The organism is Devosia elaeis, assembly GCF_001650025.1.
Lineage (GTDB): Bacteria > Pseudomonadota > Alphaproteobacteria > Rhizobiales > Devosiaceae > Devosia > Devosia elaeis.
In genome coordinates this window covers 1-22,993 of the sequence record NZ_LVVY01000066.1, presented here as the reverse complement: position 1 = coordinate 22,993, position 22,993 = coordinate 1, and the positions used below count along the sequence as shown (strand labels likewise).

The 22,993-nt window shown below is 65.7% G+C and carries 24 protein-coding genes and 1 tRNA gene; 13 read left to right on the top strand and 12 right to left on the bottom strand.

Going from position 1 to position 22,993, the window contains the following annotated elements; all coding sequences use genetic code 11:
- The first annotated feature begins 36 nt into the window (after positions 1-36).
- On the top strand, positions 37-738 hold the full coding sequence (locus tag A3840_RS04815; RefSeq protein ID WP_067452734.1) for a CPBP family intramembrane glutamic endopeptidase: 702 nt from the start codon (positions 37-39) through the stop codon (positions 736-738).
- A 1-nt stretch (position 739) separates the two neighbouring features.
- On the opposite strand, the gene A3840_RS04810 is transcribed toward A3840_RS04815, so the two are convergent.
- On the bottom strand, positions 740-1,144 hold the full coding sequence (locus A3840_RS04810) for a GreA/GreB family elongation factor (protein WP_067452731.1): 405 nt from the start codon (positions 1,142-1,144) through the stop codon (positions 740-742).
- 161 nt (positions 1,145-1,305) lie between these two features.
- Here A3840_RS04810 and A3840_RS04805 point away from each other — a divergent pair, with 161 nt between their 5' ends.
- Together A3840_RS04805 and leuB are read left to right on the top strand one after the other, a co-directional pair.
- On the top strand, positions 1,306-2,571 hold the full coding sequence (locus A3840_RS04805) for a Glu/Leu/Phe/Val family dehydrogenase (protein ID WP_067452728.1): 1,266 nt from the start codon (positions 1,306-1,308) through the stop codon (positions 2,569-2,571).
- Between the two features lie 246 nt (positions 2,572-2,817).
- The gene (gene leuB / locus A3840_RS04800) at positions 2,818-3,918 is read left to right on the top strand and encodes a 3-isopropylmalate dehydrogenase (protein ID WP_067452725.1); all 1,101 of its coding nucleotides are present in this window, start codon (positions 2,818-2,820) and stop codon (positions 3,916-3,918) included.
- Positions 3,919-4,081: 163 nt separating this feature from the next.
- On the opposite strand, the gene rpsP is transcribed toward leuB, so the two are convergent.
- The 5 genes from rpsP to A3840_RS04775 form a co-directional block, all read right to left on the bottom strand.
- Positions 4,082-4,456 (bottom strand): 30S ribosomal protein S16, encoded by a 375-nt coding sequence (rpsP, locus tag A3840_RS04795; RefSeq protein ID WP_067452720.1) that lies wholly within the window; start codon positions 4,454-4,456, stop codon positions 4,082-4,084.
- Positions 4,457-4,491: 35 nt separating this feature from the next.
- On the bottom strand, positions 4,492-6,078 hold the full coding sequence (gene ffh, locus A3840_RS04790; protein WP_067452717.1) for a signal recognition particle protein: 1,587 nt from the start codon (positions 6,076-6,078) through the stop codon (positions 4,492-4,494).
- A 201-nt stretch (positions 6,079-6,279) separates the two neighbouring features.
- Complete coding sequence (locus A3840_RS04785; protein WP_067452714.1) at positions 6,280-6,717, bottom strand: methyltransferase domain-containing protein; 438 nt, start codon at positions 6,715-6,717, stop codon at positions 6,280-6,282.
- Between the two features lie 70 nt (positions 6,718-6,787).
- Positions 6,788-7,987 carry a GNAT family N-acetyltransferase gene (locus A3840_RS04780; protein WP_067452711.1) on the bottom strand — a complete coding sequence of 400 codons (1,200 nt, stop codon included), beginning with the start codon at positions 7,985-7,987 and terminating at the stop codon, positions 6,788-6,790.
- A complete protein-coding gene (locus tag A3840_RS04775) occupies positions 7,984-8,943 on the bottom strand; it encodes a hypothetical protein (RefSeq protein ID WP_082903660.1) in 960 nt (319 codons plus the stop codon). Before A3840_RS04775 ends, A3840_RS04780 begins: the two co-directional genes overlap by 4 nt.
- A 289-nt stretch (positions 8,944-9,232) precedes the next feature.
- Between A3840_RS04775 and dapF the strand changes: the two genes are divergently transcribed.
- From dapF to A3840_RS04755, 4 genes are all read left to right on the top strand, one after another.
- Positions 9,233-10,081, top strand: coding sequence for a diaminopimelate epimerase (gene dapF, locus A3840_RS04770; RefSeq protein ID WP_067452708.1), 849 nt, complete (start codon positions 9,233-9,235; stop codon positions 10,079-10,081).
- Complete coding sequence (gene mtaB, locus A3840_RS04765; RefSeq protein WP_067452771.1) at positions 10,081-11,343, top strand: tRNA (N(6)-L-threonylcarbamoyladenosine(37)-C(2))-methylthiotransferase MtaB; 1,263 nt, start codon at positions 10,081-10,083, stop codon at positions 11,341-11,343. Before dapF ends, mtaB begins: the two co-directional genes overlap by 1 nt.
- Positions 11,344-11,381: 38 nt before the next feature.
- Complete coding sequence (gene ftsY / locus A3840_RS04760; RefSeq protein WP_067452705.1) at positions 11,382-12,575, top strand: signal recognition particle-docking protein FtsY; 1,194 nt, start codon at positions 11,382-11,384, stop codon at positions 12,573-12,575.
- 112 nt (positions 12,576-12,687) lie between these two features.
- On the top strand, positions 12,688-13,320 hold the full coding sequence (locus tag A3840_RS04755; protein WP_067452702.1) for a septation protein A: 633 nt from the start codon (positions 12,688-12,690) through the stop codon (positions 13,318-13,320).
- Between the two features lie 77 nt (positions 13,321-13,397).
- On the opposite strand, the gene A3840_RS19605 is transcribed toward A3840_RS04755, so the two are convergent.
- From A3840_RS19605 to tsaD, 6 genes are read right to left on the bottom strand one after another with little or no spacing between them, the layout of a single operon-like run.
- Positions 13,398-13,568 (bottom strand): hypothetical protein, encoded by a 171-nt coding sequence (locus A3840_RS19605; RefSeq protein ID WP_165603122.1) that lies wholly within the window; start codon positions 13,566-13,568, stop codon positions 13,398-13,400.
- Positions 13,568-14,509, bottom strand: a complete 942-nt coding sequence (locus tag A3840_RS04750) for a PLP-dependent lyase/thiolase (RefSeq protein WP_067452699.1) — start codon at positions 14,507-14,509, stop codon at positions 13,568-13,570. Before A3840_RS04750 ends, A3840_RS19605 begins: the two co-directional genes overlap by 1 nt.
- Before the next feature lie 18 nt (positions 14,510-14,527).
- A complete protein-coding gene (locus A3840_RS04745; RefSeq protein ID WP_067452695.1) occupies positions 14,528-14,962 on the bottom strand; it encodes an EVE domain-containing protein in 435 nt (144 codons plus the stop codon).
- A gap of 1 nt (position 14,963) precedes the next feature.
- Positions 14,964-15,257, bottom strand: a complete 294-nt coding sequence (locus A3840_RS04740; protein ID WP_067452692.1) for a YciI family protein — start codon at positions 15,255-15,257, stop codon at positions 14,964-14,966.
- 1 nt (position 15,258) lies between these two features.
- Entirely contained in the window at positions 15,259-16,245 is a 987-nt protein-coding gene (locus A3840_RS04735) for an NAD(P)H-dependent glycerol-3-phosphate dehydrogenase (protein ID WP_067452689.1), read from the bottom strand.
- Positions 16,235-17,314, bottom strand: a complete 1,080-nt coding sequence (gene tsaD, locus A3840_RS04730; protein ID WP_067452686.1) for a tRNA (adenosine(37)-N6)-threonylcarbamoyltransferase complex transferase subunit TsaD — start codon at positions 17,312-17,314, stop codon at positions 16,235-16,237. Before tsaD ends, A3840_RS04735 begins: the two co-directional genes overlap by 11 nt.
- Before the next feature lie 56 nt (positions 17,315-17,370).
- Between tsaD and hemC the strand changes: the two genes are divergently transcribed.
- The 6 genes from hemC to A3840_RS19395 all read left to right on the top strand — a co-directional run bounded on the left by hemC (position 17,371) and on the right by A3840_RS19395 (position 22,957).
- Positions 17,371-18,309 carry a hydroxymethylbilane synthase gene (hemC, locus tag A3840_RS04725; RefSeq protein ID WP_067452683.1) on the top strand — a complete coding sequence of 313 codons (939 nt, stop codon included), beginning with the start codon at positions 17,371-17,373 and terminating at the stop codon, positions 18,307-18,309.
- Positions 18,310-18,314: 5 nt separating this feature from the next.
- Positions 18,315-19,040 carry a uroporphyrinogen-III synthase gene (locus tag A3840_RS04720; RefSeq protein WP_165603121.1) on the top strand — a complete coding sequence of 242 codons (726 nt, stop codon included), beginning with the start codon at positions 18,315-18,317 and terminating at the stop codon, positions 19,038-19,040.
- Between the two features lie 24 nt (positions 19,041-19,064).
- Positions 19,065-20,300, top strand: coding sequence for a COG4223 family protein (locus A3840_RS04715; protein ID WP_067452680.1), 1,236 nt, complete (start codon positions 19,065-19,067; stop codon positions 20,298-20,300).
- A complete protein-coding gene (locus tag A3840_RS04710) occupies positions 20,297-21,682 on the top strand; it encodes a heme biosynthesis protein HemY (RefSeq protein WP_067452677.1) in 1,386 nt (461 codons plus the stop codon). Before A3840_RS04715 ends, A3840_RS04710 begins: the two co-directional genes overlap by 4 nt.
- A gap of 38 nt (positions 21,683-21,720) precedes the next feature.
- A tRNA-Thr gene (locus A3840_RS04705) sits at positions 21,721-21,796 on the top strand.
- An 897-nt stretch (positions 21,797-22,693) separates the two neighbouring features.
- Complete coding sequence (locus tag A3840_RS19395; protein ID WP_131798249.1) at positions 22,694-22,957, top strand: hypothetical protein; 264 nt, start codon at positions 22,694-22,696, stop codon at positions 22,955-22,957.
- The last annotated feature ends 36 nt before the right edge of the window (positions 22,958-22,993 follow it).

Sequence of the window (22,993 nt, the reverse complement as noted above, 5' to 3'; positions counted from 1 at the left end):
GTGGAAGGACCGCCGGCCCCATGAAGGATTGTCCCCTTGGTTGATGCCGCCACATCGTCGCCAGAGGCCGAACCGGCGGAGGCCGGCGCCCCAACCCTTTTGCGGCGGCAAATCGCGCTCGTCGTCCATGCTGGCCTGCTGATCGCGGCCTTGTCCTGGCTTGTGCCTACCCTCGCCGCCTGGGATCCGCGCGCCGGCTATTTCTTCTCGCTGACCTTTTACTGGCTGTTCTTCTGCCTGCCGGTGATCGGCTGGCACGCCCTTCCCGCCAATTCCGGGCAGCTCTTTTCCGAAAGGCTGCCCTGGCGCGACTGGTGGATCATTCCCCTGCTGCTGGCACAGGTTGGCGTCGTCGCCATTCTCATTTTCGCGCCCAACACCACGTTCTTCACCAGCGGCGGCATGTGGCTGGCCATTCTGATCGCCTCGATCAATGGCCCGCTGGAGGAAACGGCCTGGCGCGGTGGCTTTCTCGGTACCTTCCGCAACCGCCCGCTTCTGGGCTACGTGCTGGGCTGTGCCTTGTTCACCGCCTGGCACATCCCCCTGGTCCTGGGCGCCGGCCTCAGCTTCGAAGGCGGCTGGTCAATGCTTCTTGGCGGCACCGCCCTGTTGGGCCTGTTCTGGGCCTGGATCGTCTGGCGCAGCGGCTCGATCTTTTATGTGAGCATCGCCCACACCCTGACCAACATCTTTCTGTTCTGGGTCTTCTTCGACCGCAACGGCCTTGCCGCCTGAGCTACCAGCCGTAATCGAGCACCGTCAGGGTGCGGGTATTGCCCTCGTCGAGCCATTCGATGCTGGAATTGCGGTGCATGCCGATCAGCGCCGCACCCACGGGCCCGAGAATGGGCACATTGCCCCGCTCGCCGAAGGGACGATTGGGATAGGTCAGCCGCCCCAGCCGCACGCGCGGCTCGTCGTCCAGCCGGAACATCACCCGCTGTCCCATGGAGACGCCCGCCGGATGCCAGGGTTCGCAGACCTCGGCGCGGTTGAGTTCGCGCTCCAGATAGGCCGAGACATAGGGCATGGTATGGAAGGATCGCTCCGCCAGCAGCATCACCCGGTTATAATCGTCGGAATTGATGAGGATTTCCGGCAGCGGCAGGGAGGGGAACACGGTCGAAATCTCGGGGAACATATCGAAGTCCTATATTCTGCTGCCATTTTGCACAGTCAATGGGCAGAGAACAATATTTCAGGGCAGTATGCGTCAGGTTTATTGACCTAACAGTAACATCATGGCAGTTGTGTGCCGCATTTTTATGCGTCCTGCATATTTCCTATTCATGAGGGTTAACCATGTCCGACGACACCCTGCTCGACCGCGCGCTCATCCGCCTGGAAGAAGCTGCCAACCACCTGCAGATCGACCCGGACGTCACTGAAAAACTCAAATACCCGCGTGAAACCACCAAGACGCGCCTGTTGATCCGCATGGATGACGGCTCGCGCAAGTCGTTCCTGGCCTGGCGCTGCCGCTATGACGATACCCGCGGCCCCACCAAGGGCGGCATCCGCTTCCACCCCGACAGCACCATCGAGGAAGTGGAAACGCTGGCCTTCTGGATGACCTTCAAATGCGCGGTCATGAACCTGCCCTATGGCGGCGGCAAGGGCGCCATCCGCGTCGATCCGCATGGCCTTTCCAAGTCCGAGCTGGAACGCCTCAGCCGCGCCTATGTCCAGGCTTTCGCCAATATCATCGGGCCCGACCGCGATATCCCGGCGCCCGACGTCTATACCAATGCCATGATCATGGGCTGGATGGCCGACGAATATAACCAGATCACCGGCCAGGTCTCCCCCGCCGTCATCACCGGCAAGCCCATCGCCCTGGGCGGCTCGCTCGGCCGCAACGACGCCACCGCCCGCGGCGGCTTCTACCTGGTGCGCCATCTGGCGTCCGAACTCGGCCTCGACAAGGACCACAGTGTCGCCATCCAGGGCTTCGGCAATGCCGGCCAGTTCTATGCCCGCCTGAGCGCCGCCGACGGCAACAGCGTGGTCGCCGTCTCCGACTCGGCCGGCGCCATCTACCGCCCAGGCGGTCTCGATGTCGAAAAGCTGATCGCCGGCAAGAATGCGGGCCGCCGGGTCGCCGACATGGCCGCCGAACTGGGCGCCAATGTCATCACGGCCGACGAATTGCTGGCCGTCGAAGCCGATCTGCTGGTCCCCGCCGCGCTCGAGGACATGATCACCAAGGACAATGCCGGCACCATCAAGGCCAAGGTCCTGCTCGAACTGGCCAATGGCCCGGTCACCCCCGACGCCGACAAGATTCTCGACGGCAAGGGCATCATCGTCCTGCCCGACATTCTTGCCAATGCCGGCGGCGTCACCGTGTCCTATTTCGAATGGGTGCAGAACCGCCAAGGCTATTACTGGGACCTCGAGGAAATCCACCAGCGCCTGCTCAAGATCGTCGAGCGCGAGGGCCGCGCCGTCTGGGACATCGCCAAATCGCGCAATGTCTCGGCCCGCTCCGCCGCCTATATCCATGCCCTGGGACGTCTTTCCACCGCCATCGAGGCGCACGGCACCCAGCCCTTCTTTGCGGGTTGACACTGCCCGATTGGTCCCTTCGCCTCCTCCAGGGGAGAGGGCTGGGGTAAGGGGTGCAGTCTCTCGGCTTCTACCGGAATGCTTCACCCCTCATCCGGCGCGTTGCGCCACCTTCTCCCCTGCAGGGGAGAAGGAAAGAGCGCCAAGCGAACACTTCTCCCCCTCCCCGTCCTTGCCTAAACATCCAAAATCCCGCTATGTGCGCGGCCAAGTGTACCCACCAGTACGGCTAGGAGTTTTCCCCACATGGCCACCCATTCCCTTTTCCTTCTGCCCGGCGACGGCATCGGCACCGAGATCATGGTCGAGGTGGAAAAGCTCATCGCCTGGACCAATCAGGAAGGCCTCACCGATTTCTCGACCGATTCAGGCCTGGCGGGCGGCGCGGCCTATGACCAGCATGGCGTCGCCATCACCGACGAGGATGTCGCCAAGGCCAAGGCTGCCGACGCGGTGATCTTCGGCGCCGTGGGCGGTCCGAAATGGGACAACGTCCCCTATGAGCATCGCCCCGAAGCCGCCCTGCTGCGCCTGCGCAAGGAACTGGCGGTCTTCGCCAACCTGCGGCCCGCCATCTGCTATCCGGCCCTGGCCGACGCCTCCTCGCTCAAGCGGGAACTGGTCGAAGGCCTCGACATCCTCATCGTGCGCGAGCTGACCGGCGGCGTCTATTTCGGCGAGCCCAAGGAAATCACAGACCTGGCCAACGGCCAGAAGCGCGCCGTCGACACCCAGGTCTACGAGACCTATGAGATCGACCGCATCGCCCGCGTCGCCTTCGACCTGGCGCGCACGCGCTCCGGCAAGGTCCACTCCGCCGACAAGAAGAACGTCATGAAGTCCGGCGTGCTCTGGGACGAAGTGGTCAAGAATGTCGGCAAGGATTATGCCGATGTCGAGCTGCACCATATCCTGGCCGACAATGCCGCCATGCAACTGGTGCGCACGCCAAAGCAGTTCGACGTCATGGTCACCGACAATCTCTTCGGCGACATTCTCTCCGACGTCGCCGCCATGCTGACCGGCTCGCTCGGCATGCTGCCCTCCGCCTCGCTCGGCGCGCCCGATCCGGTCACCGGCAAGCGCAAGGCCTTCTACGAACCCGTCCACGGCTCGGCGCCCGACATTGCCGGCCAGGGTATCGCCAATCCGATCGCCATGATCGCCAGCTTCGCCATGGCGCTGCGCTATTCGTTCAACATGATCGAACTGGCCACCAAGCTCGAAGGCGCCATCTCGGCCGTGCTCAGCGACGGCCTGCGCACCGGCGACATCGCCCAGGACAATCGCAAGACCGTCGGCACCGAAGAAATGGGCGCAGCGATTTTGGCGAAGCTCAAGCAGTAAGCGACCGACCAAGGGTCACCCCGGTGTAGGCCGGGGACCCATCTTGCAATCTCAGGATGGATCCCGGCCTTCGCCGGGATGACATCGAGTGCAGGTCAGGTTCAAGGCAAGCAAAAGCCCCGGTGTCTCCACCGGGGCTTTTTCATTTTCAGCAGCGCCGAACTTATTCGGCGGCGGCTTCCTCGGCTGGGGCATTGGCGGCCGCTTCGCGGGCGGCGCGCTCTTCGGCGCGTTCCTTGGCCTTGTCGCCCGGGACGCCCTTTTTCGGATTGTTGCGGGCATCGCGCTTGGCCAGGCCGGCCGCGTCAAGGAAGCGCAGCACGCGGTCGGTCGGCACGGCGCCGACGCTCAGCCAGTGCTGGGCGCGCTCATTGTTCAGCACAACGCGGTTTTCGGCGTCCTTGGCCAGCAGCGGATTGAAGGTGCCCAGCTTTTCGATGAAGCGGCCGTCGCGCGGCGAACGGGCATCGGCGATGACGATGTGGTAGAAGGGGCGCTTCTTGGTGCCGGCGCGGGCAAGGCGAATCTTGAGAGCCATTTGTAAGTCCTGTCAGTAAACTCGGTTGGGTTGGGTTATTTCTTCTTGCCCAGGCCGGGCAGGCCGGGGAAACGGGGCGCTCCGCCCAGACCCGGCAGAGCCGGTCCGCCGGAGGATTTGAGCAGCGCATTGACGTCGCTGGGTAGCGCCTTCTGCGCCGGAGGAAGGTCCGCAGCGGGCAGGCCCTTCAATTGTTCGGGGTCGATGCCGGCCTGGCGAGCCATGGCTTCGAGCTGCTTGGGGTCCATCCTGGACAGATCGGGCATGCCACCGAGCATGCCGCCCATCTTGCCGCCGAACATGCCGCCCAGCGCTCCCATGCCACCCTTGCCGACCTTCTTCATCATGTCGGCCATCTGGCGGTGCTGCTTGGCCAGCTTGTTGATCTCGCTCACTTCCACGCCCGCGCCGGCGGCGATGCGCTTGCGGCGGCTGGCATTGAGCAGGTCGGGATTGGCGCGCTCTTTCTTGGTCATGGAATTGATGATGGCGACCTGCCGGTCGAACACCTTCTCGTCGACATTGGCGCCGGCCATGGCCTTCTTGAGCTGGCCCGCGCCGGGCAGCAGGCCCATGAGCCCGCCCATGCCGCCCATCTTCTTCATCTGCAGCAATTGGCTGCGCAGATCCTCGAAGTCAAACGCGCCCTTCTTGAGCTTTTTCGCCATTTTGGCGGCGTCTTCGGCAGAGACGTGCTCGGCGGCCTTTTCCACCAGGCTGACGATGTCGCCCATGCCCAGGATGCGGTCGGCAATGCGGGACGGATGGAAATCCTCCAGCGCATCCATCTTTTCACCGACGCCGATCAGCTTGATCGGCTTGCCGGTGGCCGCGCGCATGGACAAGGCCGCGCCACCGCGGCCGTCGCCATCCACGCGGGTCATGACGATGCCGGTCACGTCCAGCCGCCCGTCGAAGGAGCGGGCGACATTGATCGCGTCCTGGCCGGTCAGCGCATCGACGACCAGCAGGATTTCATGCGGATGGGCGATCTCCTTGATGGCGACGGTTTCGGCCATCAATTCTTCATCGATATGGGTGCGGCCGGCCGTATCGAGAATGAGCACGTCATAGCCGCCCAGGCGTCCCTCGCGCTCGGCGCGGCGGGCGATCTCGACCGGATTTTCGGCGGTAACGATCGGCAGCGTATCAACGCCCACTTGCTCGCCCAGCACGCGCAGCTGCTCCATCGCCGCCGGACGGCGGGTATCGAGCGAGGCCAGCAGCACCTTCTTCTTCTGCCGGTCTTTGAGGCGCTTGGCGATCTTGGCGGTGGTGGTGGTCTTGCCCGAGCCCTGCAGGCCCACCATGAGGAGGGTGACGGGGGCCGGCGCATTGAGATCGATGGTGACGGCATCCGAGCCCAGCACGGAGACCAGCTCGTCATTGACGATCTTGACCACCTGCTGGCCCGGCGTCACCGAACGGGTGACCTCGGCGCCCACGGCGCGTTCCCGCACCTGCTCGACAAAGGCGCGGACCACTTCGAGCGAGACGTCGGCCTCGATCAGGGCCCGGCGGATTTCGCGCATGGCCGCGTCGACATCGGCGGCGTTGAGCGCGCCGCGTCCGCGAAGTCCATCGAAAATCTTGCCAAGCCGGTCGGAAAGGCTCTCAAACATAAGCGGGTCCATCCTTCGTCTGCCGGAAACAATTCCGGAGAGATAGGGTGCATCGGACAAAACGCCAAACCCACCCGCGGGCGCAACGCGCTGGCGGATGTTGACCTCCGGGATCGTGTGAACCCTTGCGGGGCCCCGGTCGGCGGTTCAGGAACGAATGCCTGATGAACGGGCTGGCTCTAGAGCAAAGCCGGCAGGGAGTCAAGAAAAGCCGGCAATGGCGTCACCGCGGATCGGCGGTCGGTTGTCGATGAACAGCAATCCTTCCGGCTTCAGCGCCGCCTTGAGCCGCGCCAGGGCCGCCTGTTCGAGTTCAGGATGCCGCCCGTCCAGCGCCCCGACCCGCATGGCGAAAGCCAGGTCGAACCGCGCCTCGCCCGACGCCAGCGCAAAACCCTCGACAGCCGCCTGGCGGAATTCCAGCCTGCCGCTATCCAGTTCCGACCCGGATCCGGCCTTTGCCGCACCAATCGCCTTGGCCGAGCGGTCGATGGCCAGGATATGGCCTGTCGTCAGCATGCGGGCGATTTCCCGCGCCGCCACGCCCGGGCCGCAGCCGATTTCCAGCACGGCCATGTCCGGCCGCAATGGCAACGCGGCGAGATATTGGGCAATGCGGGGCGAGACAGGATTGGCCATGGGCTCAGTCTTTCCCACGCCCCTTGTCACATCCTGTCAGCAGGCTTCCAGCCCCTTGTCGCCGCGGCGATCAGCTCCGCCCGGCCAGCCGCATGAGTGGTACGCGCAACCCTGCCGGCATGCGCAGGAGCGCCGCCTTGATCGCCGGCCGCAATTGCACGTCCCAGAGCCGGGTCAGGACCCAGCCCCTGAAGGTCACCGGCACGGCGAAATCGCGCACCGGCACGCTGCCCGTGGCGAAGGTCAGTTTATAGGGCATGGCCGGCACGCCCAGATCGCACCCCGCCAGGCCCTGCTCGGCACAGGCCCGCAGCACTTCGGCCAGATGCAGCTTGCCCGGGCTTTCGTCGGAATTGGAGAAATCCCGTGCCGCCACATAGGCATAATAGCGCCCGCCCTGCACGAAGCCCCATTGCTCGGCAATGGGTCGATCGTCATGGGTGAGCGAAAAGGCCAGCAAGTCCATGTCCGGACGGCCCGCCAGGCTTTCGCAGAAAGCCGGGAAGCTGCCATCGCTGAAGGCCCGGGAGGTCAGGCCCTGTTCGCGCAGCCGCTCGGCACGCCCCAGAAGGGTCCGTTTGATCAGCTCGCGCTGCGCCGCCGGCTCCACGAGCACCTGGTGGGCCACCATGCCCTCTCGGTCCAGCCGATTGCGGGCATTGCGCATGTTCTTGCGCGTCTTGGCACGAATGGTGGCGAAATAGGCGGCGAAATCGGGGAAGGCATCGAGCGCCACATAGGGCGCGGCCAGTTCGGTGCCGGTCTCGATCCGGCCCCTGGGCAGGCCCCGCGCCAGACCCGATCCGTCCCGGACCTTGAGCAGGCTCACCACGTCCGCCGGCGCCACCTGGATCGCGGCGCGCAGCAATTGCGCCACCGCCACCCCCGCATCCATGCCCGGATCGAGCAGCAGGTCGGCATATTGCCCGAACCCATTGCCCAGCGGCACCAGGGCGCGGCGCGCCGCCGTGCCGATGCGCTCCAGCGGCAATATGGCCACCAGCCGCCGCCCGTCTTCGAGCACGGCCAGGACCGGGTCGAAACCTTCATTGCCGCGCGCGGCCTCGAAATCGTAGACCGCGCGCACCCAGGCCAGGCTCTGGAACGGCGTCGTGTCGACGCTCCTGTTTTCCAGCATCTGCCAGCGCTGGGCCAGGGCCTCGACATCCTGCCGGCTCTGCACCACGCTGGCCACCGGCGTAAAGCCGGATGCCACCGCGCTTGCGGCGCGGCGGCGGTCGACAAAAACAGGGGCGTCGGAAGCGATCATTTTTCGAACGCATAGGCCTCGATGTCACGCACGCCTTCCGGCGCGCTGGGGTCGACCCGGAAGTCGACATTGTACACTTTCTTCTTCTGCGGATTGAGCGGGGAGAATTTCACCGCTCCCGCCAGACCGAGCTTGGCCATATAGGAGAGGCCGGTCACCTGCTGGCTGAGCTTTTTGGCACCCAGCTTGTCGCGCAGCACGCCATTGGCGTAATTGACCGCGTAATGCTTGCGCAGGTCGTCGGTCCAGTGCTCGGTGGTGAAGCTGACATTGAGCATGCCGTGATTGACCACGCGATGCGGCCCGTTGAGCGGCCAATGCAGCATCTGCCCCGCCTCCAGGTCATAGACCTGGGCGAAATCGTCGAACCAGGGCTCGAAGGGCATGTCGGTTTCGCGCAACTGGCCCAGGATCAGCTTTTCCAGCGCCGGCTGGGAAATGAACGGGGCCTGGGCGGGATACACATAGACCTTCTTTGTGCCGCGCACCTGCCACAGGCTCTGCCCCGGCACGTCGGAATGGTATTTCACCGACACATTGGGCGAGGAGATGAGAATAGTCAGGTTCCGCTTGTAGGACTTGAACCCCGGCACGCGTTCCTCGAACTCGGCATAGAGGCTGTCCAGCAGGTCCCCATAGGCAGGATCGGTCTTGGCCGGCGCCGTCAGGTTGACCCAGATATTGCCGTTGCGGATCACTTCGAGCACTTCGGCGCCCGAAATGTCCTTGATCTCGCCTTCGCGGCGCTTGGGCGGATTGCCGGGCGTCTTCTGCGAATAATTGACGTGGTAGGCCTCGCGCGGCGAGCGATCGATCAGCGCCGCCAGGGCCGCGTCGGTGAAGAGCGGGGAATCGGCGAGGCTGTGGCTGAGGCGCAGGGATTGATTGCCCCAGAGCTTGGGATAATGCGGCTGCCAATCGGTGATGATCTGGTTGGACAGGAGCGGCATGTTCATGGATCGGACTCCGAAGGGGACACGAACGACATTCTTCGTTTGCCAATCTATCCCAACCGGCGCCGGACGCACGACAAAGCTCTCGGTCTGGTTAAGATCGCCCCGAAGCCAAGTAGTTAAAAATAAAAGAAAATTTTCGCTATGGCGACTGCCTTGCCCGGAGCGCGGCTCGCCCATGCCGGCCGCGCTCTGGCAATTGCGGCCCAGTTCCGCCATATAGGGCGGCAAAGCCGCATGGCGGCGCAGGTCTGCCGGGAAGCAAGCATTGAGCGACGTCCCCTTTTTGAAGATGAACGGGCTGGGCAACCAGATCATCGTGGCCGACATGCGCGGCACATCTGCGCGCGTCACGCCCCAGGCCGCCATCGCCATCAATGCCCGCTCCGAGACCCGGTTCGACCAGATCATGGCCGTGCACGATCCGCGCACGCCCGGCACCGCCAATTATGTCGAAATTCTCAATTCCGACGGCAGCCAGGCCCAGGCCTGCGGCAATGGCATGCGCTGCGTCGTCCAGGCGCTGACCGCCGAGCAGGGCCGGCAGCGTTTCACCTTCGAGACCATTGCCGGCATCCTTTTCGGCGAGGAAACCGAGGACGGCCTGATCACCGTCGATATGGGCACGCCTAAATTCGCCTGGTACGATATTCCCCTCAACGAGGAATTCGCCGATACCCGCCAGATCGAATTGCAGATCGGCCCCATCGACGCCCCGGTGCTCCATTCCCCCTCGGCCATGTCCATGGGCAATCCCCAGGTCACCTTCTGGGTCAAGGACGATGTCTGGTCCTATGCGCTCGATCGTTTCGGCCCGCTGCTCGAAAATCACCCGCTCTTTCCCGAGCGCGCCAATATCTCCATCGCCAATGTCGTGCGGCCCGATCACGTCATCCTGCGCACCTGGGAGCGCGGCGCCGGCCTGACCCAGGCTTGCGGCACCGCCGCCTGCGCCGCCCTGGTCAATGGCGCCCGCACCCGGCGCACCGGCCGCAAGGCCACGATCACCGTGCCGGGCGGCGATCTCGTGGTGGAATGGCGGGCGGACGATCACGTGACCCTGACCGGCCCGGCCGAGTTCGAATGGCGCGGCCGGCTCGATCCCGTCACCGGCGCCTGGACGCGCAGCGAGGCCGCCTGATGGCTGTCGAAACCCTCACCTTCGGATGCCGCCTCAATGCTTATGAAGGCGAGGTGATGAAGGCCGAGGCCGAAAAGGCCGGGCTCGACAATGCCGTCATCATCAACACCTGCGCCGTCACCGCCGAAGCCGTGCGCCAGGCCAAGCAAGCCGTGCGCAAGGCCCGCCGCGACAATCCCGAGGCCCGCATCATCGTCACCGGCTGCGCCGCCCAGACCGAGGCCCGCACCTTCGGCGATATGGCGGAAGTCGATCTCGTCATCGGCAATGCCGACAAGCTCAAGGCCGAGAGCTACAATCCGATAATCTTCGGCACGCCGCTCAACGACAAGGTGCAGGTTAACGACATCATGAGCGTGCGCGAGACGGCCGGGCACCTCATCGAGGGCATGGATGGCCGCACCCGCGCCTTCGTTCAGGTGCAGAACGGCTGCGACCATCGCTGCACCTTCTGCATCATTCCCTATGGCCGTGGCCCCTCCCGCTCGGTGCCCATGGGGCTCGTGGTCGAGCAGATCAAGAAGCTCGTCGCCAATGGCTATGCGGAAATCGTGCTGACTGGGGTGGACATCACCTCCTATGGTCCCGACCTGCCCGGCACGCCGACCCTGGGCAAGCTGACCCAATCCATTCTCCGCCACGTGCCGGACCTGCCGCGCCTGCGCATTTCCTCCATCGATTCCATCGAGGCCGATCCCGCGCTGTACGAGGCGGTCACCGATCCGCGCCTGATGCCGCACCTGCACCTCTCCCTGCAATCGGGCGACGACCTCATCCTCAAGCGCATGAAGCGTCGCCATCTGCGCGACGACGCCCTGGCCGTGGTCGAAAAGCTGCGCACATTGCGCCCAGACATGGTGTTCGGCGCCGATATCATCGCCGGCTTTCCCACCGAGACCGAAGCGATGTTCGAAAATTCGCGGCGCTTCATCGGCGAAGCCGGCCTTACCTATATTCACGCCTTCCCCTATTCGTCCCGTCCCGGCACCCCGGCCGCGCGCATGCCGCAAGTAGGCAAGGCCATTGCCCGCCAGCGCGCCGCGTTGCTGCGCGCCGAGGGTGAAAAGCAGTTCGCCGCCCTGTGCCGCACCCGTCTGGGCGGCACCGAAAACGTCCTGATCGAGCGCAGCGGCCTGGGCCGCACCGAACAATTCGTGCCCGTGCACGTTCCGGGAACGACGGCCGGCGAATTGGTCGGCGTGCGCGTCACCGGGCTTGGCGAAGACGGGCTGATCGGCGAAGCTCTGCGCGCCGCGGCATAGCGCGCGCATATCGGGCCACAGCGAGCGAAAGACAGGTAATGAGCGAGAAAAAACCCGGCTTCTTCCAGCGTCTCTTCGGCACCCCGCCGGCGCCCAGCCCGGCCCCACCCGAGACGCGGCCGGAAACGCCCGTCGAGCCCACCCCGCCCGTGCCCGAGACCATACCGCCCGTGCCGGAGCCGGAACCGGCGCCCGCGCCACTGGCGCCGCCCGATCATCCGCCGCCGCCCGGCCCGCCCGAGACCACGCCCGATTATATCGAGAGCATCGAGGATCAATTCACCGCCCCGATCCCCGCTTCTGCCGAGCCGGCCCAGCCCCGGAACTGGTTCGCGCGGCTGGCGGGCGGCCTCAGGCGCAGCTCGGACAATCTCACCAATTCGATCACCGCCGTCTTCACCAGGCGCAAGCTGGATGCGGCGACCCTCGACGAGCTCGAGGACGTGCTGGTCCAGGCCGATCTGGGCCTCGACACGGCCATGGCCATCACCGAGACCCTGCGCCGCGACCGCTTCGACAAGGACGTCTCGGGCGAAGATGTCCGCGCCGTGCTCGCCGCCGAAGTGGAAAAGGTATTGGGCCCGGTGGCGCGGCCGCTCGCCATCGATGCGGCGAAGAAGCCCTTCGTGATCCTGATGATCGGCGTCAACGGCTCGGGCAAGACCACGACCATCGGCAAGCTGGCGCAGAAATTCGCCCGCGAGGGCCGTTCGGTCATGCTGGCGGCCGGCGACACCTTCCGCGCCGCCGCCATCGAGCAATTGCAGGTCTGGGGCCAGCGCACCGGTGCCCCGGTCATTGCCCGGCCGGCGGGCGCCGACGCCTCGGGCCTGGCTTTCGACGCGGTCACCCAGGCCAGGGCGGAAGGCCGGGACGTTCTCATCATCGACACGGCCGGGCGCCTGCAGAATCGCGATGAACTGATGAACGAGCTGGAAAAGGTCATCCGCGTCATCAGGAAGGTCGATCCCGAGGCCCCCCACGCCACCCTGCTGACGCTCGACGCCACCACCGGCCAGAACGCGCTGAAGCAGGTGGAGATTTTCGGCCAGCGCGCCGGCGTCACCGGCCTGGTCATGACCAAGCTGGACGGCACGGCCCGGGGCGGCATCCTGGTCGCCATTGCCAGAAAATTCGGCCTGCCGGTGCATTTCATCGGCGTGGGCGAGGGGGTCGAGGATCTCGAACCCTTCGAGGCGAAAGACTTTGCCCAGGCGATTGCCGGGCTTTGAGCCGTCCCGCGGGCGATCGGCCGGCCGTCGCAAATTCACCACTCTTGCCGCCTATCGGCTTGCATCGGGGGCTGCATGCCCTCACATTGGCTGCAATGCCACGGAAAGAACGATGACCGACAAGACCGCCGAACCGGAAGTCAATTGGGACGAATTGCGTCCGCAGATCACCAAGCTGGCCCTCGAGCTGGGCCCTCTGGTCATCTTCTTCATCATGAATGGCCGCGCCGATATTTTCGTCGCCACCGCCTGGTTTATGGTCGCCATGACCGTTTCCCTGCTGTTGAGCTGGCTGATCCTCAAGAAGGTCGCGGTCATGCCGCTGGTCACCGGCGTCGTGGTCCTGGTCTTCGGCGGGCTGACGCTCTGGCTGCAGGACGACACCTTCATCAAGATGAAGCCCACCATCACCAATGTGATGTTCGCCTCGATCCTGCTGGGCGGACTGGCCTTCGGGCAATCGCTGCTCAAATATGTCTTCGGCGATGTCTACAGGCTGCGCCCCGAGGGCTGGTGGAAGCTGACGCTGAATTGGGGCCTGTTCTTCGTGGTCCTGGCCGTGATCAACGAGGTGGTCTGGCGCAATTTCTCGACCGATTTCTGGGTCGCCTTCAAGGTCTGGGGCATCATGCCGCTGACCATCGCCTTCTCGATGACCCAGCTTCCGCTACTCAACAAATATGCCCCCGAGGCGGAGCCGGTAAAGACGACTCCGCCCGCGGCGAGCGGCGACCACCTAGCCTAAGAGGCCGATCACAAGCCCCTGGATGATCAGGGCCGAGCCAGAACAGTCCAGGCAGGCGGCCGGACGGGATAGGAAGGTCAGCGCAGAAGCAGCGCGCCGGGCGCGGCGCGGCCGAGAAATTGCTCGACCTTGACGGCCAGATCCGAGCCGGCCCCATTCTGCGGCGCATCACCGGCAAAAGTATGCTTGAAGCCGGACGCTGTTATCACGCAAACCGTGCCCGCCTGCGCCGCGCCCTTTTCGCGCATCAGAAGGGCGACCCCGGCACAGGCCGAAAACTCGGCGTCGAGGCCATCGTGCCGCAGGAGCGCGGCGCGCGCCGCCGCAAGCTCGGCATCGCTGACCGCATCAACCCGATGCCATGGCTGGCGCGCACCATTTCGAGAACCCTGGTGCCGTCCTGCGGGTAGTTGACCAGCCGGTCGGCAATGGCGGCAGCCTTGGTGTCGACAGCGCCGAGCCAGGGTGCAACCCGGTCATCGCCCGCTGCGAAGGCCCGGGCGATCGGCGCGCAACCGGCAGCCTGCACAGCGATGAGCCTAGGCGAGTCGAGGCCAGCCTGTGCGAGCCCGTTGGCAAGCCCGACCAGTACCGGACCGGCGCTGACTGGGGCCACGATCTGGCTGATCGGCGATCCCGATTGTCCGGCCAGTTCCAGCCCGATCGACCGGCATCCCCATTCCGCCCAGGGCGAGGCGAACGTGGAATAGAGCCGGAAGAAGCCGAGATCGTCGGCCAGCCGATCGGCCAGCGCATAGGCCTCGCTCGGCCCCTCCCCCGCACGCACGACCAGGCCGCCCCGGCTGGTCACTGGCGCAAGCCGCTCGACCGGCACCGCCAAGGGAACGATGGCAACCATGGGCAGATTGCGGCCCGCGCAAAGGGCAGCGGCTGAAACTGCCGCATTGCCGCTGGACGGCACCACCACGCCGGGACAATCGGGCTGGCGCGCCAGCAATTCGCCGAGCGTCGCGGCCATGATGCGGTCCTTGAACGAACCGCTGAGGTGGCTGCCCTCATATTTGAGCCGGACGCCCTCCAGCCCGGGAATGCGCGAGGCGATCAGCGGCGTCCAAGCATTGGCCGGATGGGCCCAATAGGCCTCGGGCAGATCGTCCCCGATCTCGAAAATTGCCCCATCCGGCCCATAGCCGAAAGCGGCGCCGGATCGGGAAACCGTGATGGGCATGCCGCTCTCCTCGCGCCGCTACAGACCACCCATCTTGCAGAGCAGCTTCCATTCCGCCTCGGAAACCTTGGAGACCGACAGCCGCGACAGCTTGACCAGTTCGAGTTCGGAAAGCTCCGGCGTCGCCTTGATCTCGGCCAGCGTCACCGCACGGGGGAAGGGTTTGACCGATTGCACATCGACGCATTCCCACACCACTTCACCCTTGGCGTTGAGCTCGCCGGTGCTGTCCGGATGGGCCAGCGCCACGATCTTCATGATGCCGACGATCTCCTTGCCGATATTGGAATGGTAGAAGAAGGCCTCGTCGCCGATCGCCATGGCCTTCATATTGTTGCGCGCCGCATAATTGCGCACGCCATGCCATTCCTCGGCCTCGCCCTTTTCGGTCTTCCTGACCAGGTCCTCGAAGGAGAAGACGTCGGGCTCCGATTTCATCAGCCAATAGGCCATGTCAGAGCTCCGCGCCCGAATTGTTGATGGCCAGGCGCCAGCGCTTCACCTCGTAGCTGGCAAAGACGCCCGCCGGCACGAAGGGATCGGCGGCGGCCAGTTTTTCGGCCTCTTCCAGGCTCTCGGCCTCGAAGACCACGATCGAGCCTTCCGGCTTCTCCTCGGCATCGAGCAGCGCCCCGGCAAAGACCAGTTTCTTGCCCAGCGACTTGAGGTGTTCCAGATGCACCGGGCGCGTATCGAGCCGAGTCTGCAGCGCGCCGGGCGCGTCCTTGGCGATCATGGCATAGAGCATGTCAATGTTCCCTCTTGAGCGGGCGGGACATCAGCCCCGCGACGATTGTGGCGATATCGGCCTGGCCGGCGACCACCGCGTCGACGGCATCGATCAGCGGCGCTTCGACACCCAGGCTCCGGGCCAGGGCGGCCGCGACCGGCGCGGTGGCGACGCCCTCGGCCAGCTTGGCGCCCGAGGCCAGGATATCCTGCCGACTGCCGCCGGCGCCCAGCGCCATGCCGAACTGATAATTGCGCGACTGCACCGACGTGCAGGTCAACGTTAGGTCGCCCAGCCCGGCCAGCCCCGTCAGCGTATGGGCCGAACCGCCCATGGCGGTGACCATGCGCGCCATTTCGGCATAGGCCCGCGCGATCAGTGCCGCCCGGGCCGAGGCGCCCAGATCGGCCCCCTCAACGGCGCCGCAGGCCAGGGCATAGACATTCTTGAGTGCACCGGCGATCTCCACTCCGATCCGGTCATCGGCGGCATAGGGGCGAAAGCTCGGCCCCGCCAAAGCGGTGGCCAGGGCCGAGGTGGCATCGGCATCGTCGCCAGCCAAAGTGACCGCCGTGGGCCGGCCCGCGGCAACATCGGCGGCAAAGCTCGGACCGGACAGCACATAGGGCAGAGCCTCCGGCACCATGTCGGCGAGGATTTCGCTCTGGCGCGCCAGGGTGCCGGTTTCGAGCCCCTTGGCCGAGAGCACAACCGGCCTGCCAGCCAGCAGCGTCGCATCGAGCCCCGACAGGAGGGTGCGCGTCGCCTGCGCGGGCACGGCCAGGATGACGATATCGGCCTCGGCAAAGTCGGACGAGGCCGTGATGGCGGGCAGCAATGTCTGACCCGGCAAGGCCGTCTCGTTGCTCCGGGCAGCATTGATGGCCTCGGCGGTCCCGGCCTGGCGCACCACCAGCGTCACGCCGCGCCCCGCCATCGCAGCGGCCTGCGCCAGCGCCGTGCCCCAGGCACCGCCGCCAATGACCGAGACCGTCTCAAGCCGCATGATCGTCCACCTTCATGCCCGGCGCGTCCAGCGGCCAGCGCGGCCGCGCCGCCACGTCGAGCCGGTCGGCCGCGCCCAGGGCCAGCCGCTCGGCCCCGGCCCAGGCGACCATGGCGCCATTATCGGTGCAGAGCGCGACCGGCGGCACCACCAGGCGCGCGCCCGTTTCGGCCGCCACCACCGCGAGCGCCGCGGCAATGCTACGATTGGCGGCAACGCCCCCGGCCACCACCAATTGCGGCGCGGCTTCCGGCAGCTCGGCCCGGAACCGCTGCAACGCCTGTCGCGACCGCGTCGCCACGATCTCGGTCACCGAAGCCTGAAAACTGGCGGCAATGTCGTTTACATCTTGCTCATCCAGGGGGGCCAGGGCCTCCGCCTGCAACCGCACCGCGGTCTTCAAACCGGAAAAGGAAAAATCCAGCCGCGCCTCGCGCAGCAGCGGTCGCGGAAACTTGAAGCGCCGCGGATCGCCGGCCTTGGCGGCCCGCTCCACGGCCGGCCCGCCAGGATGGCCCAGCGATAGGAGCTTGGCCACCTTGTCGAAGGCCTCGCCCAGAGCGTCGTCGATCGTGCCGCCCCAGCGCTCATATTCGCCCACCCCGCGCACCAGCACGAATTGGCTATGCCCCCCCGAAACCAGCAGCATCAGATAGGGAAATTGCACGTGATCGGTCAGCCGCGCCGTCAGCGCATGGCCTTCGAGATGGTTGACCGCCACCAGCGGCTTGTCGAGCGCGGCGGCCAAGGCCTTGCCGGTGGTGAGCCCCACCAGCACCCCGCCGATCAGCCCCGGCCCGGCCGTCGCCGCCACCGCATCGAGATCGGCGAGTGCGATGCCGGCCTCGTCCACTGCCTGGGCGATGATGTGATCGAGCCATTCGACATGGGCGCGCGCCGCCAGTTCCGGCACCACGCCACCAAATGCCGCATGTTCATCGAGCTGGCTGCGCACCACATTGGAACGAATGATGCCGCGACCGGATTCATCCCGCAGGACGACGGACGCGGCGGTTTCGTCGCAGCTGGTCTCGATGCCGAGAATGAGGACTGGCGCTTGCCCGGTCATGACGAAAAGTCTACTCCCACGAGGGAGCCTATCGCCTACACCAGGACCGCCCGGATATGCAATCGCCCAAGCCCTTCGCCCGGATCGGAACACGCGGAAGCCCATTGGCCCTCGCGCAAGCCAGATTGGTGCGTCAGCGCCTGACCCAGGCTCATGGCCTGGCCGAGAGTGACATCGAGATCGAGGTCTTTTCGACCGGCGGCGACCGCAGCCAGGCCGAGAACACCACCCTGTCCGATATCGGCGGCAAGGGCGTCTTCACCAAGGAGATCGACGAGGCCCTGCTCGCGGGCCGCATCGATATCGGAGTTCATTCCAGCAAGGATGTGGCCACCGGCCTGCCCCAGGACATGGTGCTGGCCGCCTTCCTCGAGCGCGAGGATGTGCGCGACGCCTTCATTTCGGTAAGCGTCAAGGATATCGACAGCCTGCCCGAGGGGGCCCGTTTCGGCACCTCCTCCATTCGCCGCGCCGCCCAGGCCCGGCGGCTCCGGCCCGACCTGCGCATCGTGCCGTTCCGCGGCAATGTGCATACCAGACTGCAAAAGCTGCTCGATGGCGTCGCCGATGCGACCCTGCTGGCCCTGGCCGGGCTCAAGCGGCTGGACGAGGCCCATCGCGCCACCGCCATTCTCGATCCCGATCAGTTCATGCCGGCCCCGGCCCAGGGCGCCATCGGCATCGCCATCCGCGCCGGCGACGACCGCCTTGCTGAAATCGTCGCCCCGCTCGACCACGCGCCGACCCACCAGGCCATTGCCGCCGAACGCACCATGCTGGCCGTGCTCGACGGATCCTGCCGCACCCCGGTCGGGGCACTGACTCACTGGGACGGGGAGATGCTCGTCCTCAAGGGCGAAATCCTCAGTCTCGATGGCCAGACATCGTTCCGCGCCGAAGTCCGCGGCACCGATCCCCAGGCGCTGGGCGACAAGGTCGGCCGGGACCTGCTGGCCCAGGCCGGGCCCGATTGGCTGGCGCAATGGACGGCATGATGCACATGCTGGTAACCCGACCCCTGCCCGATGCCCAGGCCACGGCGGAACGTCTGGCAGCCTTGGGCATCGCCAGCACGCTGGCGCCGCTGATGAGCCGGCAGACCCTCGCCGCCAACCTGCCGCCGGCCCAGGGCTTTGCCGCCATAGCCATCACCAGCACCAATGCCTTGCGTGCCCTGGCCGATCTGAACGCCTTGTCGCAATTGCTCGACATTCCCGTTTTCGCGGTGGGCGACCGCACCGCCCATGAGGCCCGCCAATTGGGCTTTGCCGAGGTGGAAGCCGCCGAAGGCACGCTTGATTCGCTGGTCACCAGGATCGCCCTGGCGCGCCTGGCCGGGCCGGTCTTCTACCCGGCCGGCCGGCATCTGAGCGGCGATCTGGCCGGGGCCCTGGCACCTCACGGCCTCATGGTGGTCACCAGCCCCGTCTATGAAATGGTGGCCGAGACCGGGCTCGATCCGGATGTGGCGACGGGGCTCGCGCAAGGCGCCTTCGGCGCGACCCTGCTCTATTCCCGTCGCACGGCGGAGATTTTCTGCGCCCTGGCCGCGCCGATCCTGCCCGATAGCCGCCGGCGCGACCGTCCCATGCTGTGCCTGTCGGAAAATGTCGCCGCGCCGCTGCTCGAAAACCGCTTCAGCCGCGTCCTTCTGGCCGACCATCCCAGCGAAGAGGCGATGATGGCGCTGGCGCTGGCTTTTGCGCGCGAGCAAACTGGGCCATGATCGGAACAGACAGGAGGCAGGCCCATGGCTGAAAATCCCGGCAAAGCAACGCCGTCCGCCGATTCGAAAAGCCAGGACAAGACCGGGCCGGTCCGTCCGCCGATGCTGGAAGGCACGGCCCGCACCGCGCCGGGCACCGAATCGGGCCCGGCAGCCAAGCCGGGGACTGCCCCGGCCGGCAAGCCCGAGCCCGCAAAAACCGCAAAGCCGGCTGCATCGACCAGGATGGCCGAACCGGAACCGAGCAAGGGATCGCCCTGGCTGGCCGGCCTTCTGGGTGGCGCCATCGGCCTGGGCGCCGCCTATGGCCTCGCCTGGTTCGGACTCTGGCCGAGCCCCCCTGCCGCCCCGCCTCCGACTGACCCGCGCCTGGCCCAATTCGGCACCGCCATCCCACAATTGCAGAACAATGCCGACGCTTTGCAGGGCGAGATCGCCGCATTGACCAGCCGCATATCTGACCTCGAAACCAATATCGCTGCCCTGCCCGCCGCCGCGTCCGAAACCGATAATGGCTTGGCCGAACAGGTAGCGACGCTCGCCGCCCAGGTGGAAAGCCTTGCGGCGGCGCCCAGCGCGTCGTCTGCTTCCACCCCCGATCCGGGCAACGCGGAAGCCATTGCCGCGCTCGAAGCGCAATTGGCCGAACTGCGACAGGCAGCGGAAGACAATGCGACCCGCATCGTCGAAACCGAAAGCCGGGTGACCGCGCTGGCGGAAACCGCCAATGCCAATCGGGAGAACGGCGGCCAGGCCGCCCGCCTGCCACTGATCTTTTCCGGCCTGGAAGGCGCCTTCGCGTCCGGCCGGACCTATGAACCCGAATTGAGCGCATTGCGGCAGGCCCTGCCCGATCTTTCCATCCCCGAAGCCCTGTCGGCCAGCGCCACCAATGGCTTGCCTCGGCCCGACGAGATCGCGCGGCGTCTCGATGCCGCCATTCCCGACATGCTGGCCGGCCGGCCCGCCAATGCCCAAGGCAATTGGCAGGACAATGCCATGGACTGGGCCCGCAATATCGTCGCCATGCGCCCCGCCGGCGAGATCGAGGGCGATGGCCCCGACGCGCAGATCGCCCGGCTGGAGGCCGCCCTGGCGCGCCGCGATTTCACCGCCGCCCAAGCAGCGCTCGAGGCGCTTCCCCCCGCGATGCAGGCCGCGGCGGGCAATGTCGCGGCCGACATCGCGGCCCTGGCCGCGGCCGAAGCCTTCCTGGCCGATCTACGCAAGGCTGCCCTCGCGACGGAGAACGGTGCATGATCCGCCTTGCCTCCTGGATCATCGGCAGCCTGGCCATCGCCGCCCTGGCGGCGTGGGTCATTTCCCTGCCCGGCACGCTGACCCTTGAAATCGCCGGACAGCGCATGCAACCGCGCCTGGGCACAGCCGTCGTCATCCTGCTGCTGGCCGCCGCCCTCATCATCGCTCTCTGGGCCATTGTGCGGCGCGTCATCGGTGCCCCCAAAGCCATGGCGCGCCGCCGCGCCGCCAAGCGGCGCGAACAGGGGGTGGAGGCATTGTCCGAAGCGGTGATCGCCCTGCAATCGGGGGATCCGGCGCGCGCTCGCATCATGGCGCGCGAGGCCCAGGCCCGGCTGCCCGACAATGGCGCCGCCAGATTGCTCGAGGCCCGCGCCGACCTGGCCCTGGGCGACATGCCGGCCGCCCGCGAGCATTACCGCGCCCTGATCGCCAGCGAAAAAACCGCAATCGCGGCGCTGACCGGCCTATACGATCAGGCCCGCACCCAGAATCGCCCCGAAGCGGCGCTGACCTTTGCCCACAAGACCCTGGCTCTGGCGCCGGGAACGACCTGGGCTGCAGAAGCAGTGTTCGGGGACCTGGCGCGCCGCGGCCAATGGGCGGAAGCGGTGGCCATGGTCAATGCCGAAACCCCCGCCACGCGCGAGGAAAAGGCGCGCAAGCGCCGCCGCCAGGCCGTCATCGAGACCGCCCGCGCCCGGGACAACGAAACCAGTCAGCCCAATGCCGCGCTGGATCATGCCCTGACGGCATTGAAACTGTTGCCCGATTTCGTCCCGGCGGCGCTGATCGCGGCGCGCATCTATTCCCATCGCGGCGAGACCCGCAAGGCACAGAGCCTGCTGCGCCGCATCTGGCGGGCGACCGGCCATCCCGATATTGCGGCGCTCTACGCCCATGCCCAGCCCGGCGCCTCCGCGGTCGAGCGGCTCAAGCGCATGCGCGAGATCATCGAATTGCCCCCGCCCCACCGGGCCGCCGGCATGGCCCTGGCCCGCGCCGCCATCGATGCCTATGACTGGCCCCTGGCCCGCGAAGCCCTGCTGTCCTTTGTTGGGCCCGACGCCACTCAGGGCGTCGCCAGCCTGATGGCGGAGATCGAGGAGGGTCAGAGCGGCGACCAGGGCAAGGCCCGCGAATGGCTGGCCCGCGCCCTGCAGGCGCCGCGTGATCCCGCCTGGACCGCCGACAATATCGTCAGCGACGAATGGGAGCCCGTTTCTCCCCTGACCGGGCGGCTGGATGCCTTCGAATGGAAGGTTCCGGTGGCGCTCAATGCCCGCCCCGTGCCGGTCGATACCGCCCCCGCCGACAGCGTCCCCGCCCTGCCCGCCGCACCGACCGCCTTGCCTCTTGCATCGGCCGGAAACGACCAGTAAAAGACCCGCCATCCATCGGGACCAAATCCCGACCCGGCGCCGCTTTAGCTCAGTTGGTAGAGCACATCATTCGTAATGATGGGGTCACGTGTTCGAGTCACGTAAGCGGCACCATATTTTCTCAACGAAATGAGCGACTTACGGACTCTACATTGGGAGCGTTCCGTTAGCAACGGCTTGTCCGTTCACACTGCCGTTCACATTTCAGAAATGCCCATCCACGAATGATGCGGTCGAGCCTTCGGCTCTTGCATCGTGCTCTACCAACTGAGCTAAAGCGGATTGCCGTTTGCGAGCTCAGAGAGACTCGTTGGCTGGCCTAGCGCCCCTTTGGCTACATGGGGAGCATGGCCGCGCTAAAAGGACTCTGTGAGCTTCCTGCGGCCCTTGCGGTATACGCGCGGGGATTTATCGCTCCGAACAGCTTTAGCACGAGTGTCCCCAAGGGTTGCGGCTTGCAGTGGTCAGCAGCGCGATTTCGGAAGGCCGCCACGCTAGCCCCAAATTTGCCGTGCAACAACCGACCTGCACAAGCTTGATGCCGTTCTTTGAACGCCGTTCACAGCCAATATGCGCTTGCACCAGGTACCAAGTCACTGACAGTTCAAGACTATCCCCGTCAATGGATAAGAAGGCAGCGGTAAATTTGAACGAATTTCAGAATGTTTAGGACTCTTCAATCGTCCATATCGGTGCATGTTGGGCAGACGCCCAGATCGAGCGCCGCCAGCCATTTGACCGCAGCACTGACTGACGCATTGTGAAGGGGGCGGACAGGGGGCTGCCCCCAGCCCACATCCGATGCATTCCGGGTCGAAAATTTCTCGGAGAAATGTGCCACTTCCAGTACCAAATATCGGTGGGGTAGCATGGGATGATACAAGCCCATATGTGGACCGAGCCTGTAGGCTGGATGGACGCCTACGATTCCCAGAAAGCATGGGGTTCATGTGGTCGTGGCGCCTAAACGGCAGTGCAGGCAGAGCGTTTATCCATCTTGCGAAGAGAGCCATGAATTTCGATTACTCAAGGCGGAACCGCGTCGACCTCCGCACCGATGATCATTGCGTCATCAGCCTTGCTGGTGAGATTGCAGCTGAAATCGGAGGGACGAGATCACGACGCTACACGCGTGCTGAATTGGAGGAGTGCAAACGTCACGCGATGATCGTCCTACTCGATCTCAAGACTGCTTGGGATTCCAGTCAGAAACTTTCTATCGGATACAGCCGCGGCAAAGCCAACTTCGAAAGAGACGGTTGCTATTGGGATTGACCTGAGCCCCAAGTCCCCTCCGGTTTTATGGAGAGT

Coding starts and splice junctions, on each gene's coding strand:
- A3840_RS04810 (WP_067452731.1), bottom strand. CDS start 1,144: ATGTTCCCCGAGATTTCGACCGTGTTCCCCTCCCTGCCGCTGCCGGAA.
- A3840_RS04805 (WP_067452728.1), top strand. CDS start 1,306: ATGTCCGACGACACCCTGCTCGACCGCGCGCTCATCCGCCTGGAAGAA.
- leuB (WP_067452725.1), top strand. CDS start 2,818: ATGGCCACCCATTCCCTTTTCCTTCTGCCCGGCGACGGCATCGGCACC.
- rpsP (WP_067452720.1), bottom strand. CDS start 4,456: ATGGCTCTCAAGATTCGCCTTGCCCGCGCCGGCACCAAGAAGCGCCCC.
- ffh (WP_067452717.1), bottom strand. CDS start 6,078: ATGTTTGAGAGCCTTTCCGACCGGCTTGGCAAGATTTTCGATGGACTT.
- A3840_RS04785 (WP_067452714.1), bottom strand. CDS start 6,717: ATGGCCAATCCTGTCTCGCCCCGCATTGCCCAATATCTCGCCGCGTTG.
- A3840_RS04780 (WP_067452711.1), bottom strand. CDS start 7,987: ATGATCGCTTCCGACGCCCCTGTTTTTGTCGACCGCCGCCGCGCCGCA.
- A3840_RS04775 (WP_082903660.1), bottom strand. CDS start 8,943: ATGAACATGCCGCTCCTGTCCAACCAGATCATCACCGATTGGCAGCCG.
- dapF (WP_067452708.1), top strand. CDS start 9,233: ATGAACGGGCTGGGCAACCAGATCATCGTGGCCGACATGCGCGGCACA.
- mtaB (WP_067452771.1), top strand. CDS start 10,081: ATGGCTGTCGAAACCCTCACCTTCGGATGCCGCCTCAATGCTTATGAA.
- ftsY (WP_067452705.1), top strand. CDS start 11,382: ATGAGCGAGAAAAAACCCGGCTTCTTCCAGCGTCTCTTCGGCACCCCG.
- A3840_RS04755 (WP_067452702.1), top strand. CDS start 12,688: ATGACCGACAAGACCGCCGAACCGGAAGTCAATTGGGACGAATTGCGT.
- A3840_RS19605 (WP_165603122.1), bottom strand. CDS start 13,568: ATGCGCGAAAAGGGCGCGGCGCAGGCGGGCACGGTTTGCGTGATAACA.
- A3840_RS04750 (WP_067452699.1), bottom strand. CDS start 14,509: ATGCCCATCACGGTTTCCCGATCCGGCGCCGCTTTCGGCTATGGGCCG.
- A3840_RS04745 (WP_067452695.1), bottom strand. CDS start 14,962: ATGGCCTATTGGCTGATGAAATCGGAGCCCGACGTCTTCTCCTTCGAG.
- A3840_RS04740 (WP_067452692.1), bottom strand. CDS start 15,257: ATGCTCTATGCCATGATCGCCAAGGACGCGCCCGGCGCGCTGCAGACT.
- A3840_RS04735 (WP_067452689.1), bottom strand. CDS start 16,245: ATGCGGCTTGAGACGGTCTCGGTCATTGGCGGCGGTGCCTGGGGCACG.
- tsaD (WP_067452686.1), bottom strand. CDS start 17,314: ATGACCGGGCAAGCGCCAGTCCTCATTCTCGGCATCGAGACCAGCTGC.
- hemC (WP_067452683.1), top strand. CDS start 17,371: ATGCAATCGCCCAAGCCCTTCGCCCGGATCGGAACACGCGGAAGCCCA.
- A3840_RS04720 (WP_165603121.1), top strand. CDS start 18,315: ATGCTGGTAACCCGACCCCTGCCCGATGCCCAGGCCACGGCGGAACGT.
- A3840_RS04715 (WP_067452680.1), top strand. CDS start 19,065: ATGGCTGAAAATCCCGGCAAAGCAACGCCGTCCGCCGATTCGAAAAGC.
- A3840_RS04710 (WP_067452677.1), top strand. CDS start 20,297: ATGATCCGCCTTGCCTCCTGGATCATCGGCAGCCTGGCCATCGCCGCC.
- A3840_RS19395 (WP_131798249.1), top strand. CDS start 22,694: ATGAATTTCGATTACTCAAGGCGGAACCGCGTCGACCTCCGCACCGAT.